The organism is Armatimonadia bacterium (assembly GCA_039679385.1).
Lineage (GTDB): Bacteria > Armatimonadota > Zipacnadia > Zipacnadales > JABUFB01 > JAJFTQ01.
Genome location: JBDKVB010000133.1, coordinates 1 through 20,762, shown reverse-complemented (window position 1 = coordinate 20,762; position 20,762 = coordinate 1). Strand labels below are relative to the sequence as shown.

Below are 20,762 nucleotides of genomic sequence, written 5' to 3'. Positions count from 1 at the left end.
CTGGAGTGGTATGTCGCCGACCAGAACGGTCAGACCATTGACCCGTTGAAGGTCGGGCCGGTGGAGGTCGTGCCGGATAGCGGTAGCGGCAGTTCCGCCTACACCTTCCGCGTCAAGTACCGCAGCGGCCTGTACTCCGGCCTGGAGCTTCCCCCGCGGTTCAACTGGAGTTACAGCAAGTCGCTGTGGAGCGTCGCCAACTCCCTGTACTGGCAATCCACGGACACGTGGCTGGACCAGACGGGATACGGTAGAGACTACCTCAACGACCGTGGCAGCTACATCCCACGGGTTTTGCTGGTAATCGATGGACAGCACTGGGCGCCACACTACATGGTGCCGGAGACCGGTGGCGCCTACGCCAACGGCGTCACCTTCAGGTATACCGTTCTGCCGACCGACTACCAGAACTTCCTCGACAACATCTTCCTGCTGCCCTTTGACCTTCCGGGCTCCGATACCTGGGATGCCTGGGCCGTCAATGTGACGGGGCGCCCATCCTCCAACAACTACGTGTCTTTCGCTGCCGGCAAGCACACCTACGAGTTCTGGACCACTGACGACACGATGCCGGTTGCGAACCGCAGTTGGGTGCAGGTCGGGTGGCCTGGCAACGATGTCCACACCGAGTACATGGACCGGGCGTGCGCGGCTCCCTATTCACCCATCTGGATCCGCTCGGCTGCCGAGCGCAAGCGCCTGAGTGTGTACAACGAACAGCACGCGGTGGGTAACTACACTGTGGCTCAGATGCGCCGGTTCGCCGACGCTTCTGTCGACGCGCCCGACCCCTACGGTTACAGCTACAAGTCCCACGAGGCGGTCACGGACGCCGACGTCAACGACCCGAGTGACTACGCGAACCCGAGCTTCCGCCGCTTCCCTGTGGTGAACCCGGTGCTCACGGCCTACCCCTTCTTTGGGGTGCCGGGGCGTGAGGGCGGTATCAGCACGGACATTCCCTCTGCCAGCCCCTGGTGGAAGCCTGACTTCGTGGGTGCGGCTTCGGGCACCTACTACAAGGGCTTCATCGAGAACGACATCCCCAACAACACGCAGATCCAGTTGGCCAAGATCGGCGCCGTGGGCGCCGTCTCCTCCAATAGCAACTACCACGGCCTGCCCTTCCCGCCGGAGATCGGCGCTGGACCCGACCCGCTTTACGCGGCCAACCCGGGTCCGTGGAAGGTCACCAACGACGACACCATCCTGCCGAACTTCGCCAACACCTGGAACGAGATCTCCTCGACTCCCTTCCGGGGCGGCAAGTGGGGCCAGTCCTCAAGCTATACCGTGCGCGTGAACTACTGGCAGTCTGAGAACGTTCCGCCTCGGTACATGCGCGTCTGGATCCGCAAGGCCGGCGCCACGCCAGGCAACTGGCAGGCGTATACCATGCAGAAGTTCGATGCGGCCGACAGCGACTACACCAACGGCTGCACCTATCAGTACCAGTTCAGCGCCGACCAGCTTCCGGGCGGTGGCGGTGTAGGCGACTACAACTACTACTTCCAGTCCAGTGACGGCACGCGTGAGGCCATCTACCCGCAGCGCCCCGACAAGGTTGGGAACCTCCGGGATCCGGGCGACATCGGTGTGCCGCCGTCAGACGCCGATTCCTCCTACTACTGGTTCCGTGTGAACAGCAAGCCGGTTCTGTCCGCGCAGTCCGTTTCGCCGGTTTCTGGCCGCACGACCGAGGCCTTTGTGTTCCAGGTCAAGTACAGTGACGCGGACGGCGCCGCCGAACCGGCTGGGTCCGGCCTAGGTGACCGGCCCTACAAGGCCCGCGTCTTCGTCGACCTGTATGGTGACCAGTTCGGGCAGCACACGGTAAGCGCGACCCCGACGGACAACGTGACTCTCAACTACGCGGTCGCGCCCGGAACGCACACCAACGGCGAGATGACGAACCTGTTCGTGGTCATGCAGTCGGGAGCTGCGACCGGGAAGTCCTACCGCATCGCCAACAACACGGCGAGCAGTATCACCCTGGTCCAGCACATCAACAATGTTGCCGACGACGGAATCGGCACTCCGCTGGATGATGGCGTCAAGTCCGGCGACAAGTTCTACGTGGCCGAGCGCGCCGACATGACCAAGAGCGGGGACGCCGCCCTCAACCCCGACCCGAGCAACTACAAGAACGGTGTGGTGTACGAGTTCAACACGGCGACGCACATGGTGCTGACGCCGGGCGTGCACAGGTACTTCTTTGAGTTCGCCGACGACTGGGGTTCCTGGCAGCCGGATCCGACCCTCGCTGACCAGACGGTCGAGGGCGAGTACGTGCGCTACCCGAGTTCCGGTTACTTCCAGGGACCCGAGGTCATCCAGAACACCGCGCCGATGCTCACCGACTACCGGTACACTCCGGCAGCTACCGGCGTGGGTCCGGACGGCGTCACGGTAACGCCCTTCACCTTCTACATCACCTACACGGACGCGCAGAACGATCCGCCGGCCTTCATCCGCCTGGGCATCGACGGAACCACCGACAGTCCCTCGCAGATCGTGGACCTGTACCCGGCGAACGCCTCCGACACGGTCTACACGGACGGCGCGATCTACCAGAGCACACCGATGCTGCTGGCCCAGGGCACCCATGTGATTCGGGCCCAGGCCTCGGATGGTCAGGATCGGTTCCCGGCGTACTACAACCCGCCGGCGACGCCGCCCTTCAAGGGGCCGATGGGCAAGGTAGCTGCGGCACCTTCGGGCGTGACGCTGAAGTACGCGCTTGACGGTTCCACCACGCAGTTCCCCGATCATCGGCTGCAGGGACTGGGTGTCAAGATCCAGTTCTGGCAGTACTCGGGCTCCCTTTGGAGCCTACTGCACGAGTACACAGTCGATGACAATGTGGGCGACGCCCTGACCCTTGCGGCGGGCAGCGACCCGGCCGCCGACGGCGTCGTGCTGAATGATCAGTTCATCTTCGACGCTGCTCCGGCGCCGATCGTCGCGGCGAACAGCGCACCGACACTTGATGCGCCGGCGGCGACCCGCCTCAGCCCGACCGAGGGCCGCCAGACAACGACCTTCACCTACAAGGTTACCTACTACGACAACGACCAGTTCGCAGGCGTACGGGGCAACCCGCCCAAGTACGTCCAGGTCTTCATCGACAACCAGGCGCACGACATGACCGCGGTCGACCCGACCGACAAGGACTACACCACCGCCGGTGGTGGCGCTGAGTACGAGTTCCAGATCACCGGACTCACCCAGGCGACGGCGCACACCTTCTACTTCGTCGCCTCAGACGGTGAGGGCCTGGCTCGCATCCCGACGACCTCCGGGTCCTTCTACACAGGGCCGCAGGTCATCGAGCCGCCGGCCGCTCCGTCGAACTTGGTGGTCACGGACACTCCCGCCGACAATGGCGGCTCACTGAACTACCAGTTCAGTTCCTCCCTCGATGATGGAGGCGGCGCGAACAACGTCGTGCAGTACTTGGTCTTCCGGAACACCACCGGCGCGCCCTTCGTGGAGGACGCCACAACCCACGAACTGGCGCGGGTCATCACCGCGACCAAGGCGCCGTCCTACTCGGGCATCTTCGCTCCGGTGCCGTCGGGTGTGAACTACTTCGTGACCGTTCGGGCCTACAACGGCTCGACGCCGATCGCGGTCAACCCCGATGGAACGCCGCAGCGCAACGCCGACGGTACACTGGTCACGCCGATTAACCCGGACCGTATCTCGGGCGACTCGAATGTGGAAGGGCCCGTCTCGGCGGTCGACAACGTACCGCCCCAGGCGCCGACCAACCTGGTCGCTTCGGATCCCGGACTGGGCGGCACTGTTGACCTGTCCTGGGACCGCTCGCCGGATGACGGCGTAGGCCAAAATGACGTGAAGGGCTACAACGTGTACCGCAACACCACTGGGGCGCCCTTCGCGACAGCGCCGGTGGCCCAGATCCCGGCTACGGGAGCGGGCAGCTACACCTACCGCGACCAGAACGGCGTCTCGGACGATGTGACCTACTACTATGTGGTCCGCGCCTACGATGACACGGCCGGGCTACACGAATCGGCGGACTCGAACGTCGCGTCGTCCAAGTCCACCGACACCAACGGGCCGGAGATCCAGAACCTCGTGCCGGCCAACGGCGCAGCGAATGTCGCGCCCGGGACGTCCATCACCTTCGACGTAGTGGACACCGGAGCCGGCCCTGACATCAACAGCATCACGGTCGGTATCGCCGTCAACGGCACACCGGTGGTTGGTGGGGCGTTGAGCAAGAGCTTCGACCCGACCAATGCGAAGAAGATCCATGTGGTCTACCAGCCGCCGAGCGCCCTACCGATGCTGGCGACTGTCGACGTCCACATCACTGCGGCTGATACCGCAGTACCGACGCCGAACCCGACCACCAGTGATACCTCCTTCACGGTTGCGGGACCACCGATCTACTCAATCTCGGGTAAGGTCCTCGACAAGAACGGTCTGCCGCTACCGATCCTACCGACGCCGGTACGGGTGACTGCAGGAGCCTACACAGTCGACGTGGCTGCGGACGGCACCTACACCCTTCCGAACCTGTCGGGCGGCACCTACACTGTGACGCCCATCCTGACGGGCTACGCCTTCACGCCGGAATCGAAGTCGGTGACGCTGGGTCCGTCCGCTACCGGCGTCGACTTCGTGGCTGAGGCCGCCTACAACCTGACCGGCAAGGTCCTCGATATGGTCGGCCAGCCGCTGCCCGGCGTACTGGTCAGCGACGGCGTACACGAGGCCACGACCGACAGCACCGGCAGCTACCAGATCTCGGGTCTGAAGGGCGGCAACTACCAGTTCACCGCCACCAAGTCGGGGTACACTTTCACGCCGACCGTGGCCAATGTCACTCTCCCGGCAGCACCGAACCCGCCGGGTGATGCGACAGCGAACTTCCAGGGCGACGTGCTCCGGTACGGCATCAGCGGCGTCCTCAAGCTCCCGAGTGGGGCGCGTGTCTCCGGCGTGTACCTAGAGGCCCATCTGGGCAGCCTTACCGGGCCGGTTGTGGGTTCCGCGACGACGAACGCTAGCGGCTCCTACACCATCGCCGGTCTGCCGACGGGTGCCTACGTAGTGGTGCCGGGTCTGATCGGCTGGAGCTTCGAGCCGTCCAGCCGCACAGTGAACCTCACTGCCGACACCACCGGCATCGACTTCACCGGCCTCACTCTGTACAGCTACACGCTGCCGAGCGGCCTGCGCATGGTGGCCTTCCCGATTGTGGCGCGCGAGCTCAACCCCGCGCTGAACGTGCCGGCCGGTGTCGATGTGGCACGTTGGGATCCGACGGCCAGTGGCGTGGACAAGTACATCCGCGGGAACCCCGGGCTGCCCCTGCCGACCCAGTACCAGCTACTTCCTGGGCGCGGCTTCTGGATGCGCAACAACAGCGCGGCCAACGTGTTCCTGAACATCCCTGGCGAACCGGTAGATACGACGGCTGTGTTCTATCTGCAGGTTGAGAGCGGCTGGAGCATGGCTGGTAACCCCTTCACCTCGGTTCTGCCGTGGGGCAACCTGAACATCACCTCCGGCGGCGCGGTGCGGGACTACGGGTTCCTGTACAACGCGTCGACGGGCAGCTACGAGCTGGTCACCGATATCTCGGCGCTAGGCGCCAAGACTAGCATCCCCGCGAATGCCGGCTTCTGGATGAAGTCGACCGGAAAGCTGAGCGTTGCGGTCGCACCGGTGGCGACCGCTGCCGTGGCGGGTGAAGCGGCAGCGCCGAAGCTGCAAGCCGGCGACTACCTGGTGCCGATCCAGGTGACGGCCGAAGGCCGCGCCGACACAGCAAGTGTCGCCGGTGTGGTGCAGAGTCTGGATGCCGACCTTGAGATCTCGAACCCGCCGGCAGTCTCGCCCTATGTCGACCTGTACTTCGTCAACAGTGACGGCGAGCGGCTGGCCTGCGACGTACGATCGGCGGCCGCCGGTACGCAGACCTGGAACTTCGTGGTGACGACTGATCTGAGTGGTAGCCAGGTTGCTCTGTCGCTGCCTGACCTGTCCCGCATCCCCGCGGACAAGACGGTGACGCTGGTCGACGAAGCAACTGGCAAGCGTATCTACGCGCGAACCATGAACCAGTACGTATACACCACGGATGAATCCGGTGTGCGGCGGTTCCGGCTCGAGGTCGCAGCGCGCAACGACGCCGGTTTGACCGTCTCGGCCGCCTCGGCACGCCAGACGGGTGCAGGAGCTGTCGTGACCTACTCGCTCAGCAAGCCCGCGAGCGTGGAAGTCTCGGTGATGAACATCGCCGGGCGCCCGATCCGGACACTGGCCTCGAATGGCGTCGCTCCGTCCGGTGCGAGCCAGATGGTGTGGAACCTGCAGGCCGCTAACGGCACGAAGGTCCCGTCCGGTCGGTACCTGGTGAAGATCACCGCGCAGAGCGAGGATGGTCAGTCCACGCAGACGCTAGTCACGCTCCAGGTCGCACGCTAGGGCCTGGGTGAAGGACAATCCAGTAGGCAATGACAGGCCCGGTGAGCGGACCCACAAAGAGGCCCACCGGGCCTGTCTCAATATGTTCCTCGAACGCCCCGCAGTCGGAGGGACCGCTGCCTTGTGTTGCCCAGGCAACCGTGTTCAGCAGTAGGGAGGCGTGCCTGATGAACGGTGAGAAGCTGTGTCGGGGATCGCGCACCAGGTTGCGGCTGGCACTGGCTACATCCCTGCTGCTTGGGAGCGTCGCGTGTGTGTGCGCCGCCATGGTGCCGGTTGCCACCGGAGCCTCCTCGCGGGAAGCCGCGCAGGTCTACGCCGAACGCTACTCGGTCTCGGTCGCTACGGCGGAGAGATGGGTGCGTGAGCAGGAGCGCAAGACCGGCGTGCGCCTGGTCGATACGCTGAACCTCCCGGAGGGGGCGCGGCTCGACTTCTACACGGTGCGCAACGGTGGCGTGGGTGGGGAGTCCGTGCGGTACGACGGCCGAGGACGCCTGATCCGTGCAACCTCTGATCTCGGGCGAAGCTACAAGGGGATGCTCTTTGGTCTCCTCGACGGCAATCTGCGGCAGGATGCCCTCGCCTTGCTGAACCAGGCACGAGACCACGGGTTCATGATTGTCCCCGCAGCACTGAGCACGCCCCCGGGCGTTGTGGATACGGCCGACGCTGAGCAAGTGACGGTGATGGTTGTCGCGGTCGAGTTCCCGCACTGGGTCGACCTGTGCCCGTACGAGAACGGTGACGGCCTTCGCGACAACTCCATGAACACCGATATCTTCTACGCGGCCAATGCGGGTCCGCTCACGGCACCCCTGATCTACCCGATGGGGACGAACGCGGCGTACCACACCGGTGGCACCTTCGCCAACCCCCTGCCCTACGACGATGAGTACTTTGCCGACACACCCGGTGGCAGGCTTGTGAATGGTGTCCCGGCGGGGCTGGCCAACTCGACTGCCTATTCCACGGGCCTGCCGACCGCGACGACCAGCATCAAACATCCGCGGTCTGGGGGAGACTCCTATCAGCCCGCCGGCGCGCTCCAGACCGCATGGAACAACCTGGTGTTCAGCCTTGCGAACCCCCTGTCAGTGAACCGCTTCTTCAACGAGAACTCCCACGGCCAGATTGATGTCAGCGGAACCACCTCCGACATCAAGGCGTGGGTCACCGACCACCACTCGCTCGACCGGTGGGCGAACCCGACGGACCCCCCGACGAAGTGCTACTACGCCGTGCAACCCGGCACTCCGATGCTGCGCCCGACGCTGGCAACGGTGACGGACCCGATGACGGGATACCCCTACCAGCCCATCGTGCGCGCCAGCCTCTCAGCGAGCGGGTTGACCTTCTACTTCCGGACTGACATCACCCCGGTGACCGACATAACCACCGCGGGAGTGACGCTGACGGTCTGGCAGACCCAAGACTGCGACTCAGTCGCACCGGGCGTCAATCCGGCGACGGTGCAGATCGACTTCAACGGCGCCGCGATGGTGGGCGACGAGTGGGACTACCGGCGACACACCATCCTCAACCCCGGCGGGAACACCTGGCGGTTCCGAGACCTCGGGAACCCAGCGCAGTGGATCACCTATGTGCCCACGAGTGCACCTGCCGTTCCGGCGCCCCCCGAGAGTTGGCGCGCTACGGTGGCTCTGCCGGCAGCCAAGGGCGGCACATCTACGTGGGCGGCGAACCGCATCGGTGACCCGGACGCGGCCCCCATCACCGTGCCGATGAACCCCAACTTCCGGCCTCAGCTCCTTGGATGCGGGCCGCTGCCGGACACCCTGTTCACCTCTGCCGACGTCGACAACTCGGTGGCGGGTAGGGTGGAGGCGACCCGCAAGTACATCGGCTATAGCGTGGGTAACCGCCTCAAGAGCCTGTGCTACTACACACATGACCACAAGTTCGATCCGACGCAGAGCGCGTACCAGTTGCTGACCTTGCGGCAGCCGAACGGTTGGTTGGATGAGATCGGTGGCACAGTCGAGGATCCGGCGGACCGGGTCGACCGCCCCGCACCCTTCGACCATGATGGGTACGACCACAACTTCCCGAACCACGGGAACGTCTTCCTGGGTGGCCGGCACAGCGCAGCGGCCATGCGGCAGGACGTCGAGAGAGTGCTGGCGGACCAGGGCATCTCCACTGTGGGCTATGACGCGGTGTTTGTCCTCTATCCTGGGGCCGACACGACCGGCGACGTGGAGAACGACGCGGCAGCTACCATCATCCCGTGTGCGCAGCAGATCGGGGGCACTTGGTGGGCAGTGCTGCCGGACAAGGCCGGAATGCGTCTCGCGGCTCACGAACTGGGACACGCCCTTGGCTGCGAGAGCCTGTATGATAGGGACTTCGACGTCAACCTCGGCACGGTTCCGTCGCCGGGTAACTTCGAGTGCAATGGCGCGGGGCCCTACAGCCTCTTCGCCCGCGGCGTTCGCATTGATCCGTGGTCGAAGCTTCACGCGGGCATCGTGAACGGGCCCTGGGCGACGGCCGACCCTGTGACGGCGGATCGGGTAGCGGCGAGCATCGCCCGGACCGAGGGCACCGTCGCCCTGCCGAGCATCATGAAGCTCCCGGCACACCCCCTGGCAGTCTACGCGACCAAGAACCCGACAGCGCCGGTGGGCTTCCCTGGTGGACAGCCGGCCTGGGACGACTTGCGGAATCCGGAGAGCTGGCAGGAGTACTTCCTGCTGGAGAACCGGAGTACCACCGGGGCCTCCTACTTCAACGACACCTCATCGCCTGGGCTCTACATCTGGCATATCGACGAGCGCGATATCGGCGGCTTCCAGCGGAACGAGGGCGCGCTGACCGTCGTGCCGGAGCAGGCTGACGGCAGGATTGAGTTGCAGTCGAACAGCCGCGATTCTGGACCCGGGGATACCGCCGGCGACCCCTTCCCCGGAAGCGTCGGAAACCGGAGTTTCACTCAGCGCTCTGCCCTACTGGGGAACGGCCAGCAGTCTCCCACGAGCTGGAGCCATGGCGCGCCGAACGGCGGCAACACGGACGTCCTGGGCGGGACTCCGACCGACTCCTTCGTTCGCCTCACCAGCATCAGCAACCCGGGTGCGGTGATGACGGCGAACGTGTATGTTGAGCCGGCCGAAGTCATCGTCACCTCGGAGGACTTGGTGCCTGCGCCAGACGCCGGCAAGTCGGTCCGTGAGGTGCCCCAGGGCGCGACCGGCTATCCGATGCTCGAGGTCACTCTCAACAACGACGGGGTCTATCCCAACCTGTCGACAGACGACGTAACGATCCAGACAATCAGCGTCGACACCTACGCCGGGCTGAATGCGGACGCCCGGCTGTCCAGCGTGAAGCTGTACGAGGACCAGAACTACAACAAGCAGATCGACGCCGGGGAGCCGCTGCTGCGCACATCCTCGGTTAGCAGCGGTGTCGCGACCTTCGGTGGGCTGGGCTACTCGGTGCCCCTGGGTTCGGTCAAGCACCTGCTGGTTGCCTGTGATGTGTCGACTGCTGCTCCCGCTGGTGCGGTCAACCTGCGTGCTTGTCTGGCCGGTGGAGCGTCCGTGGTTCCGACCGTCCCGGGGACCGTCCAACTGAAGGCGCGACTGGCATCCGGCCCGGCAGCGCCGGGGTACAACTTTGGCGCCGACCGCTTCCCTTGCGAGTCAAGTGCCATCCAGATCGTCGACGGCTTGCCGCCCTTCCTGAGCAACACACTACCGGCCTCCCCAGCCGCGGTGGATAGCCCGATCTCCTTCACGGTCGAGGACACCGGCGACGGAGTGGATGAGACGACCCTACAGGCACGGATCGTCGTCACCCATCGAGACACGACACAGACCACTCAGGACCTGACTGGGCTGCTCACCAAGAACACCGCCGATATGCCGGCCAAGCTGCACTGCTCCTGGACGCCGCCGGCGGGCTTCCTGAAGTGGAACGATCAGGCCACGGTCTACGTGAGCTGCAAGGACCGGTCGGCGCCGACGCACGATCTGGTGGACGGGAGCTACAGCTTCAATGTGGTGCCCGACACCACCGGGCCCTCGGTCACCAATGCGAGCCCGGCTATCGGTGCCACCGGCATTCTCATCACCTCGCCGATCACCTTCACGATCACCGATGACGTGTCCGGCGTCGATGTGTCCACGCTGCACATCTTCGTCGGCGGTGTCGAGGTGACGAGTGAGTGCGCTATCGACTCGGCGAACCTCCTGGCGGTCACGGTGCGCTACCCGAGCACTGGCCCCGGTGCGCTGTCCTGGAACAGCACAGTACAGATGAAGGTCCAAGTGTCCGACCGGGCAGCAAACCCGACCAATCCTCCCGCAAACGAGGCCACCTGGAGCTTCGATACGGACACGGACGTGACCGGGCCTGCAGTGACCAGCATCCTTCCCGCGCCCGGCGCGACGAACCAAGCGCTCGACGCCACCGTCGGCTGTCGCCTGGTCGACACGAAGGCCGGTGTGGACTGGAGCACGCTGGAGGTCTACCTCAACGGCACGCAGGCAATGGCGCCGGATCTGACCTATGATACGGCGACGGGCGTGATCCGCGTCGCGCACGCGGCGTTCGGCTATGGACAGGCCTGCTCGGTGCGTGTGAAGGTGCGAGACGTTCTGGGGAACCTGATCAGCGACGAATCGCCGGTCATCACAGCCGGGGACGGCTTTGAGTGGCAGTTCACCTGCGTGCCAGAGCCGACCTACCGGGTCTCGGGGCGTGTCACCCAGGCCGCGACGCCTGATGAAGGTGTGCCGGCTGTGACCGTGACGGCCTATGTGGATGAACCGGGCGGTGCGGCAGCCGGAAGCGGGCTGACTGACGGGTACGGCAACTACGTCATCTCGGGTCTGAAGGCGGGGGCCTATCGCATCGTGCCGAGCCTGGCCGAGGCCGACTTCACTCCACCGCAGCGGAGCGTGACGATCGCCAACGCCGACGTTACGGGCCAGGACTTCACGACGACCATCCGAACCTATACAATCAGCGGCCAAGTCACCGCAGACGGTACCGGGCTTGCGGGGGTGACGGTCTCCGACGGCTTCCGAACGGTGACCACCGACGCGCAGGGCAACTACACCCTGGCCGGCGTGCCCGCGGGCAAGTACACGGTGCGGCCGGCGATGCCCTACTACGACTTCCAGCCCGAGAAGACCGTAGTCACGATCCCTGTCCCCGGGGCAAACGTCACGGGTATCAGCTTCGATGGGATCGCGCAGAAGTTCACCATTGTCGGGACAGTCCGTGACTACGACGGCAACCGGGTTCAGGGCGCCACGGTGACTGCCGGCCCGCAGACCGCTACCACGAATGATCTGGGCGTGTTCACGCTCGTTGACGTGCGACCCGGTACCTTCCCGGTGCAGGTCGTGAAGACCGGGTACAAGATGTCGCCGTCGGTGCAGAACATCACTGTGCCGCCGAGCGCAACGGGGGTCGACTTCACCGCGTACATTGCCTACGCGAATACCTTCCCGGTAGGCGTGAACTTCCTTGGCCTGCCGTGCACTCCTGAGAGCGACGATCCGACACTGGTGTTCGGTACGACGACCGTCGCTCGCTGGAATCCGTCGCTCACGGTGCCGGGCTACGTGATGCCCGGAGCGACCGAGGGCGCCGAGATCCTGGCTATGCGGCCTGGGCGCGGGTACTTCGTGAATCTGCCGCAGGCTGATCTTTCGGTCGGTGGGCGTCCGGTCGGGAGCTCTCGCGCCTTCAGCCTCAACCTGGGGCCGGTGTGGAACATGACTGCGAACATGTTCAACTCACCCCTGCCCTTCGCGAACATCATCGCGGCCGTGCCAGGTTCCGTCCGTCCCTTCGGGTACGTGTATCAGGCAACGGCGCCACGAGGATACCTTCTCATCGCTGCGACGCCTGGGGTGAACGTGGCCCGAACGGTGATCCACCCCTGGGAGGGCGTGTGGCTGCGCACCGACGGCAACCCGGCGACGATCAATGTGACACCGCCGCAGGTGGGCAGCACCGACGCCCAGGCGGCACCACAGGAGTTGAGCCTGGGTGTGAAGGGCTGGAGCGCAACCATCGTCGCGAAGGCTGCCGACAGCCAGGACGTCACAACGACTGTGGGTGTTGGACCTTCTCTGGCGGCGGGCGTCCAGTTCGAGAACCCACCGATGGCGCCTCAGAGCGTAGACGTGTACCTGACCGCTGCAGATGGTCGCTACCTGTCGCAGGACATCAAGGCGGGCGCAGTGACGACGCAGTCGTGGGACTTCTCGGTTGTCAGCGATATCCCGAACACCAGCATCGCGCTGAGCCTGCCGGACCTGAGCAAGGTGCCCGGGAGTCTGGCCGTGTACCTGACGGACCTTAGCACCGGGAAGCGGCTCTATGCGCGGACGCTCACTTCGTATAGCTTCGAGAGCGGGGATGCCGGGGTGCAGCGCCGGTTCAGGCTCGAAGTGTCGCCCAAGTCCGCTGCAGGCCTTGTCGTCAGTGGCGCGGCCGCGCGAGGTGTGGGCCAGGGACTGGCAATCACGTATAATGTCTCAGCGGACTGCCAGACAACCGTCACCATCACCAATATCGCCGGTCGGGTGATACGCACGCTGGGCAGCGGCCAGGTCGCAACCAAGGGCGCCAACAGCCTTGGCTGGGACCTGCGCAGTACGGCGGGAACGCCGGTGCCCAACGGCCGTTACCTGGTCCGCGTGGAAGCAGTTGGTGAAGACGGACAGCAGGTCAGTGTCGTCACCAGCGCAGTCGTAAGCCGTTAGCCGTGGAACATGAAGTCGGATGGCACGCGCCGGGCGGGCGATCAGGCTTGATGCCCTTGCCGCCGGCCGTAACGCACCATTGAAGGGGAGAGTCCCTAATGCGCAGAGCCCGCTATGCCATGACAGTCGCAGCAGCCGCCCTCCTGGTTGTCGCGTCCGTAACCGTGTTGGGAGGATGTGGAGGAGGCGGCACGACCGCCGTCCGAGGCGGCACGATCACGGGGAGGACAATTGACGGCGCGACCAGCCTTGGGCTGGGTGGCGTCACGGTGTCCGTCCTCACCTCCTCCGGGGAGCGGAAAGCCGTCTCGACTACTCCTGATGGCGCCTTCACAATCAAGGGCATGCCGGCCGGGACATACACCAGCCTCACGGTCACCCCGGACCCGGACCTCTATGGTGCTCCGCGTACTGTGAGCGTTACCATCGTGATGCCCGACAACGGTGCCGTCACTCTGTCCGGCCCGATCCTGGTTCTGGATGACTTCCCGCCCGACCCGGCCTAGGACTTGGGGCACCCGGTGGTATCCGGTCTGCCTGGTCTCCCTGGTGCAGGGCGGTTACTGCGGCGCCGTTGGGCCCCTCCAGGGCTGGCGGCGTGGTATGCCGGGTAGCGGGAGCGGACGCTGACCTGGGCAACGCCGTCCGAAGCGGGCGGCGTTGCTTGACGTCTGCCGTACCAGTCGCCCGGAATCGACGCAACCGAAGGGTGAGTGCGAGATGATCAGGGCCTTCCCGCTTCTGCTGCTCCTCGGGACGCTGTCCATTGGCGTCTGCGACGATTGGCCGACTGTGTGCCATGATGCGCAGCGCAGCGGGCTGGCTACGAGTGCCGGGCCCTCGAAGGGGGTGGTCGTCTGGGCGACGGAACTGGGCGGAAGTGTCGATGGCTCGCCGATCGTGGTGGGCGACCGGGTCTACGTGGGCACCTCGCATGGCGACTTCTACGCCCTGAACCGCGCAGAGGGTTCCGTGGTGTGGAAGTACACGACCGCGGGGGCCATTGTTGGGGGCGCTGAAGTGAGCGCCGGTCGAGTGTTCGTCGGGAGCGTCGACTGCTTCGTGCATGCGCTTGATGCGGTGACCGGCAAGATGCTCTGGCGGCACCGTACCTTGCGCCCGGTCCTGGCAGGGCCTACCGCGGTGGGCGACCGAGTGATTTTCGGCAGCATGGATGGAACGCTGCGCGCCGTTGACCCGGCCACAGGTCAGACGATCTGGCGCGTCGAGGGCCTGGGCGGCGTGAGCGCTCCTGTGACCGTCCAGGGCGACACGCTCTTCTGCGGCGATGAGATCGGCACGATCGCAGCACGGAGGGTGATCGATGGGTCCGTGGTGTGGACTGCCAAGCTCAGCGGCCGGGTTGTCGCACCCATGAGCCTCGTCGACGGCAAGCTGCTGGTGCCCTTGATGAGCCTGAGCGCCTTGACGCCGCCGGGGACTGAGTTCGTAACGGCCTGGAACGCGGCGGACGGGACCAAGGCCTGGGGGATCCCCAAGCCGGGAGCCCAGTCGACGCTGGCGGGAACTACGAGCTACCAGGGCACGCTGTGGGCCTTCACCGTGGAAGGGTATACCTCGGATGGTGTCCTGCGTGGTCTGCGTCTCACCGACGGCCTGCAGCTCTTCGAGAACAAGATGGGTCGGCTCGTGGTCGATGGCGCGCTGGCCCGTGCCGGCGACACGCTGTATATGGCTGCTGAGAACAGCGTTTTGTACTTCATGAGCGCCCGCACGGGCGTCGTTCTGAAGCAGGTGGCGCTGGGCGGCAGAGCCTTCTCCTCCCCCGCGATTGCCGATGGGCGGCTGTATGTGGGCTGCCAGGACGGAAAGCTGTACTGTATCGAGTGAGCGCGGGCACGCTGACCGCGGTCTCTCACTGGGACCAATACGCCCCGCCTGAGCACTTGGCGGGGCGTTTTACTGCCTGGCTGCGACTCAGCCGATCCGGTATGGGCTGCGGGTCACCCGGCTGACCTCGGCCACTGTCGTGACTGCCTCCAGTGCTTTCTGCGCTCCATCGTGCGCCATGGTTTCGGGCAGCGCTGCAGCTCCGATTTCCGCCGTGTAGCTCCCGTCGGCGATCGCGCCGATCAGTTGGGGCGTCATGGGCAGTATCTCGGCGATAGTAGTGCGGCCACGGTAGCCCGTTCCCCGACAGGACTCGCAGCCCGCCCCACTTAGCAGGGCCTTCGGGATGTCCGATACGCCCTGCTCGCGAAGGAAAGCCTGGTCAGCGGCGGAGGTCGGTTGCTCCCGACGACAGCCGGTGCAGATCCGTCGGACCAAGCGCTGGCAGGTGGTCGCGATGAGGCTGTCTGCCACGAGCGTCGGATCCAGGCCCAAACCCAGGAGACGCTGGACAGCAGAAGGGGCGTCCTGGGCGTGCAGTCCGGCGAGGACCAGGTGACCCGAGAGGGCGAGGTTCACCGCTTCGGCGGCGGTCGCCTGGTCACGGAGGAAGTCGACCATGATCACATCGGGGTCAGACTGCATCGCGGCCCGTAGGGCGGCGGCGTGACCGAATCCGGCGGCGTAGTCCACGACGATCTGCCTCACCCCTTCGAGCATGTAGGCGACCGATTCCTCCACCGTGAGAATCGAGATGGAGGGGTTCGCAAGCTCGTGCAGGCAGGCGTAGAGGGTGGTGGTCTTGCCGGAGCCTGCGGGGCCGGATACGACAACCAGACCGCAGGGCTGGCGGAGCAACTTGAGCATCAGGTCGCGGTTGGCAGGCGAGAAGCCCAGGCTTTGGAGGCCAAGCTCAAGCGGCTCGGGCAGGATGCGCAGTGACAGAGCAGGTCCCCAGGCTGTGGGCAGAAGCGTCACGCGCAGGTGGTAGTCGTGGTCATCGACGCGCACCTGCAGCCGCGAGAACTGCGCCCGCCGGTACTCGAAGGGGTTCAGCTCGGACAGCGTCAGGAAGCGGCCGACCAGGGCTGAGTGAGAGGCCCGTGGTAGCTGACGGATTGGCCGAAGGACGCCGTCAACGCGGAGGATGACCTCGACCCAGTCACGCTGAGGGATGAGGTGAAGGTCGCTGGCTCCGGCCTTCACGGCCTCTGTCATGAGCTCAGTGGCGAGCGTGACTGTGTCGGGTTCTGCGGCCTGGGCAAGGAGTTGCACCGTCTTGCGGGCGGCCTCGGCGCTCCAGCGGCAAGCCGGACACTCGGCCAGGTGCTTCTCCAGTTGAGCGGTCTGCTCTGCGCTGAGTTCGCAGCGGGCGTAAGCGACCAGAAGGTCGGCGGCGGTCTTGCAGTCCATGGTTACTCCTCCGTTCCCGAGAGTTCGGGGAATTCGCGTGCGAGTTCGGTCTGCAGCGAGCGAAGGGCGCGGTGCATTCGGGACTTGACTGTCCCCTCGGCGATCCCCAGCATCGACGCGATCTGTGTGTAGGGGAGCCCCTCCATCTGAGCAAGGACGAAGACGATGCGCTGTCGCCAGGGCAGCCGAACGATGGCCTGGCGCAGGTGGAAGGCCCGGTAGCGTTCCAGTAGCTGTGCTTCAGGGCCGGGCGGACCATGAGGAGGGCGAAGCAGCAGGCGATCCAGTTCGTCCGGGTCGGACGGCAGCCCCATCGGCGGCGGGGCCGTCGAAAGACGGCGCAGGTGCGAGCGCCAGAGGTTGTGGGCGATGGTGAAGACATAGGTCTGGAGGGCCGCACGCTCCTCATAGCTGCCGCGGGCCGACCACAGCCTGAGGAGCGTCTCCTGGGTCATGTCCTCCACCGCCGCTTCGCTGCAACCCAGATGCCGCAGGAACCGCGACACCGCCGCGCGTAGACGCAGGGCCAGCCTTTCGAAGGCCTCGTCGTCGCCCCCTCGTGCGGCTACCATGAGTTCCTCGTCTGTGCGCAAGTCGAGCACGCGTCCCCCATTCAGCTCGTCTGTTACCGGGTTGAACGCAAGGGTGTGGCGAAGGTTCTGCCCTGTCGACGTCGAGCGCGGCCGGGCCCTGCGGCCTGTGCTATAATCGAGTCCGGCATGAGGCGGTCAGCTAGATGCCTCCTGCAGCGGAGGACCCCTGGCGATGGAGCAGCACAGCTTCGAAGATACGATTGCGGCAGTCTCGACTCCGCCCGGTCAGAGCGGGATCGGGATTGTGCGCCTCAGCGGCCCGCGTGCGCTTGAGATCGCCGACGGCGTCTTCGTGCCCGCGACCCCGACGAAGACCGCTTACTCACTGCGGACCTTCAGCACCGCCTACGGGCGAGTGGTCGACGGCGAGGAGACCGTGGACGAGGTCATCCTCACCGTCATGCGGGCGCCCCGCACCTACACCACCCAGGATGTCGTCGAGATCAACTGTCACGGTGGCGTTGTACCGGTTCGCCGCACGCTCGAGTTGGTCCTGTCGCGAGGGGCGCGACTCGCTGACCCTGGGGAGTTCACCAAGCGTGCCTTCGTCTTCGGCCGCATCGACCTCGCCCAGGCGGAGGCGGTGCTGGACGTGATCAACGCGCGGACGACCGAGGCACAACGGGCCGCCGCCGCGCAGTTGGAGGGGCGGCTCTCGGAGCAGGTGACGGCCCTGCGAGACGCCCTCGTGGAGATCATGGTGAACCTGGAGGCCGGCATCGACTTCGCCGAGGACGGCCTGGAACTCCTGCCCCTGCCGCAAGCGGGGGAGAGGTGCGACGAGATCGCCCGCCGGCTTGGAGCGCTGATTGATGGGGCCCAGGTCGGACGGATCCTGCGCGACGGGGTGCGGACGGCGATCGTCGGCCGACCCAATGTGGGTAAGTCGAGTCTGATGAATGCGCTCCTCGGGCACGAGCGCGTGATCGTGACGCCGATCCCGGGCACCACCCGCGACCTGGTTGAGGACAGCGTGAACATCGATGGCTTGCCCGTGGTTCTCGTGGATACCGCAGGACTGCGCGATACCGAAGATGTGGTTGAAGTCGCCGGGGTGGAGAGGACTCGGACCGCGATGGAGGGCTCCGAGTTGGTCCTGCTGATGCTCGACGGCTCGGAAGCCCTGGGGGCAGACGACCGTGAGCTTCTGCGTGACGCACCCTCCGGGCATACGGTGGTGGTGGTGAACAAGCGTGACTTACCGGCGGCCTGGGAGAGTGTGCAGAGGGCCTGGGGAGACGGGGAAGAGGGTCCCGTGAAGGACCTGCCGGTGGTGGAGATCTCGGCGCATACAGGCCAGGGGCTGGACGATCTGCGCACGGCCATCAGCGAGATGATCTGGGCCGGCCGGACCCATGCCGTCGAGGGAGCGCTGGTCACCAACGTCCGCCACAAGCTCGCGCTGGAGGCGGCGCAGAGGGCGGTACTCGCTGCCCGGAAGGCGGTCGAGGACGGGCTGACGGAGGAGTACGTGGCCGCCGACCTGCGCGAGGCACTGGATGCCCTCGGGGAGATCGTAGGTCTCACCCTCAGTGAGGATATCATCGACCGCATCTTCGCGAGCTTCTGCATCGGGAAATGAGGAGACTGCGCCAGTCTCGCGGATCGGCGCAGCCCCTCTGTACTTGTATGCTGTGATCTCGTATCCCCGCAGCACCCCAGGACCATCGCCTCAGGCCAGTGACTTGAGGCTGTCCAAGCAGGCGGCGATCAGCGCGCCCTGGGTTCCGGGAGCCGCCTTGGCCGACCTTGCGAGGCGGGTCTCGTAGCTGCCCTCCTGCAGGGCCTTGTCGGTTGGGATGTACCCGGCGTAATCGTTGGCCAGCTCCCCGACGAAGGTGCGGGCGAAGGGCGACCCCTCCTTGATCGCGAGACCGATCTCCACGAAGACCTCGCCCGGCACACCGGTGATTCCCAGGTCGCCCACGCGTAGGCTGTTGATGGGCGTGTCGCGGGTGACCGGCTCCTCACTCACCAGCACCATCTCTCTGGCGTAAGTCCACTCGTGATCGCTCGGGTCGTTCTTCGACTCGTAGAGCTTGCGAGCGGCGGCCAACTCCTCCGGTGTGGCTTCGCGGCGGGTGAAGGGCATGGTCCCGGAGGCTGCGGCAAGTACCGGCGCGGAGTCATACTTACGGATCTGCTGCCAGGCGCCGAAAGCGCGCGAGGCCACTGTGTTCGCGACGCGCTCCACCTGGTAGAAGGGATGCGGGTAAGTGGGAGCAGGGCGCGTGAAGTCGCAGTTGTTGATGTCCCCGCAGCAGCCGTTCATCATGATCCCCACGAACTGACTTCCTGCCATGCGCTGAAGGGCGCGGTCGAAGGCGCCGAAGTAGTCGGCCGAGAGAGTGAGGCCGTAGGGGCCGCCCACGTAGTGCAGAGAGTAGTTGGCCAGGACGGCGATCGGAGCGGAGGATTCGTCGAGGACCGCCAGCACGCCGACTTCAGGATCCGTCGGACCCGCCGGGCGCAGGGCCTCCGGAGTCTGGTACCCCGGGTTCATCTGTACCGAGCCGTCCTTCATGTGCCAGCGTCGGTTGTGGCACTCCTCCGGGCACTGGCCGGAAGCGTGGCCGACCTTCGCGGGGCGAAGACGGTTGTAGGCGAGCTTGACGGCGTCGCCGGCCTTGTCCATCGCCCACTCCATGTACGCGTCCTCGCGCGGCACCACGAAAATGGGCACCGAGGCCGGACCGTAATGGGTATGGGTGCAGGACATGAAGATGTTCTCGACGGGGATGCCGGTCAGCTCGTGGGCCCTGGCCTTGGCGCGGTCGAAGTCCGGCTTGTAGGCGGCGATCAGGTCGCACACCACGATCGCGATGGCGGTGTCGTCGTTGGCGAGGACGAGGGCCTTGGCGAACAGATCGTCACCGACGTCCTCCGCCAGGCGGTCGCTGAAGAAGCCGCAGAGGTGGGTGCCCAAGGGCGGAGTGATGCAGGCACGAGCAGCGCCTGCACGAAGCGCGGACATACAGATCACCTGATTCGTGAACTGGAGCGAACTCAGTCGCTCTCGGCCACACGGGCCTCGACAGAGGCAGGGCTCATTTCAGCGGCCGGCTGGAGGGTTGGCTTGGCGTAGGTCAGGAAGCACTGGGCGACCCAGTATCCGAGCCAGCCGCCGATGAAGCAGTCGCCGAAGTAATGGCGGTTGAGCTGGATGCGTGCCAGGGCAACCAGGAAGGCAAACAGGTACACGGCCCATCGCAAGCGGGGGTGCCAGGCACCGATAATCGCGGCCAGCGCAAAGGCGGCTGCTGCATGGCCGCCGGGAAAGGAGTGCTGCCACTCGTGCCACTGCGGCCCGAGGAACACACCCGCAGGAACACCGTCGGGACGCACACGGCTGAAGACGTGCTTGAGGAAGTCGATAAGGAGCGCCTGCGTCAGCATGGCACCGAACAGGACCGCGAACCTTCGCCAGCGCAAGACAGGGACGACAACGGCATACAGCGCCGCAAAGACAAGCAGCATATACGGTTCATAGAGCCCCGTCAGGAAGTTGGCAAGGGTCTCTATCGACTGCGATCTGGGCGCTATGCTTCGGTAGGCGGCCATGAGGGCCGGGTCATACAGGACGAGCACAGAGCCTGTGGCAACGATCGCGGTTGCCCACAGGAGGCTGTTGAGGATACGTCGCGTCATTCATTCACCTGCTGCGGTGATTGCCAGCAACACGGGACGTGCG

Annotated in this window: 9 protein-coding genes; 5 read left to right on the top strand and 4 right to left on the bottom strand. The window is 65.5% G+C overall.

Annotated features, from left to right (window positions below; all coding sequences use genetic code 11):
• The first annotated feature begins 69 nt into the window (after nucleotides 1-69).
• The 4 genes from ABFE16_14885 (at nucleotide 70) to ABFE16_14870 (ending at nucleotide 15,065) form a co-directional block, all read left to right on the top strand.
• Nucleotides 70-6,465: a carboxypeptidase regulatory-like domain-containing protein gene (locus tag ABFE16_14885; protein ID MEN6346583.1), complete on the top strand. Its 6,396-nt coding sequence runs from the start codon at nucleotides 70-72 to the stop codon at nucleotides 6,463-6,465.
• Nucleotides 6,466-6,632: 167 nt separating this feature from the next.
• Nucleotides 6,633-13,214 (top strand): carboxypeptidase regulatory-like domain-containing protein, encoded by a 6,582-nt coding sequence (locus ABFE16_14880; GenBank protein MEN6346582.1) that lies wholly within the window; start codon nucleotides 6,633-6,635, stop codon nucleotides 13,212-13,214.
• Nucleotides 13,215-13,312: 98 nt separating this feature from the next.
• Nucleotides 13,313-13,720, top strand: coding sequence for a hypothetical protein (locus ABFE16_14875; GenBank protein MEN6346581.1), 408 nt, complete (start codon nucleotides 13,313-13,315; stop codon nucleotides 13,718-13,720).
• Between the two features lie 214 nt (nucleotides 13,721-13,934).
• Nucleotides 13,935-15,065 (top strand): PQQ-binding-like beta-propeller repeat protein, encoded by a 1,131-nt coding sequence (locus ABFE16_14870; protein ID MEN6346580.1) that lies wholly within the window; start codon nucleotides 13,935-13,937, stop codon nucleotides 15,063-15,065.
• A gap of 87 nt (nucleotides 15,066-15,152) precedes the next feature.
• Here ABFE16_14870 and ABFE16_14865 read toward each other — a convergent pair whose 3' ends face one another.
• Complete coding sequence (locus ABFE16_14865; GenBank protein MEN6346579.1) at nucleotides 15,153-16,478, bottom strand: ATPase, T2SS/T4P/T4SS family; 1,326 nt, start codon at nucleotides 16,476-16,478, stop codon at nucleotides 15,153-15,155.
• A 2-nt stretch (nucleotides 16,479-16,480) separates the two neighbouring features.
• The gene (locus tag ABFE16_14860; protein MEN6346578.1) at nucleotides 16,481-17,050 is read right to left on the bottom strand and encodes a sigma-70 family RNA polymerase sigma factor; all 570 of its coding nucleotides are present in this window, start codon (nucleotides 17,048-17,050) and stop codon (nucleotides 16,481-16,483) included.
• A gap of 193 nt (nucleotides 17,051-17,243) precedes the next feature.
• Here ABFE16_14860 and mnmE point away from each other — a divergent pair, with 193 nt between their 5' ends.
• A complete protein-coding gene (gene mnmE / locus ABFE16_14855) occupies nucleotides 17,244-18,653 on the top strand; it encodes a tRNA uridine-5-carboxymethylaminomethyl(34) synthesis GTPase MnmE (GenBank protein MEN6346577.1) in 1,410 nt (469 codons plus the stop codon).
• A 90-nt stretch (nucleotides 18,654-18,743) separates the two neighbouring features.
• On the opposite strand, the gene ABFE16_14850 is transcribed toward mnmE, so the two are convergent.
• Both ABFE16_14850 and ABFE16_14845 read right to left on the bottom strand, forming a co-directional pair.
• Nucleotides 18,744-20,045: a hypothetical protein gene (locus ABFE16_14850; protein ID MEN6346576.1), complete on the bottom strand. Its 1,302-nt coding sequence runs from the start codon at nucleotides 20,043-20,045 to the stop codon at nucleotides 18,744-18,746.
• 32 nt (nucleotides 20,046-20,077) lie between these two features.
• Nucleotides 20,078-20,719, bottom strand: coding sequence for a phosphatase PAP2 family protein (locus tag ABFE16_14845; GenBank protein ID MEN6346575.1), 642 nt, complete (start codon nucleotides 20,717-20,719; stop codon nucleotides 20,078-20,080).
• Nucleotides 20,720-20,762 lie beyond the last annotated feature (43 nt).

Excerpts from the sequence above, each read along its gene's own strand:
- ABFE16_14870 (MEN6346580.1), top strand. The coding sequence starts at position 13,935 with ATGATCAGGGCCTTCCCGCTTCTGCTGCTCCTCGGGACGCTGTCCATT.
- ABFE16_14875 (MEN6346581.1), top strand. The coding sequence starts at position 13,313 with ATGCGCAGAGCCCGCTATGCCATGACAGTCGCAGCAGCCGCCCTCCTG.
- ABFE16_14865 (MEN6346579.1), bottom strand. The coding sequence starts at position 16,478 with ATGGACTGCAAGACCGCCGCCGACCTTCTGGTCGCTTACGCCCGCTGC.
- ABFE16_14860 (MEN6346578.1), bottom strand. The coding sequence starts at position 17,050 with ATGGTAGCCGCACGAGGGGGCGACGACGAGGCCTTCGAAAGGCTGGCC.
- mnmE (MEN6346577.1), top strand. The coding sequence starts at position 17,244 with ATGGAGCAGCACAGCTTCGAAGATACGATTGCGGCAGTCTCGACTCCG.
- ABFE16_14880 (MEN6346582.1), top strand. The coding sequence starts at position 6,633 with ATGAACGGTGAGAAGCTGTGTCGGGGATCGCGCACCAGGTTGCGGCTG.
- ABFE16_14850 (MEN6346576.1), bottom strand. The coding sequence starts at position 20,045 with ATGTCCGCGCTTCGTGCAGGCGCTGCTCGTGCCTGCATCACTCCGCCC.
- ABFE16_14845 (MEN6346575.1), bottom strand. The coding sequence starts at position 20,719 with ATGACGCGACGTATCCTCAACAGCCTCCTGTGGGCAACCGCGATCGTT.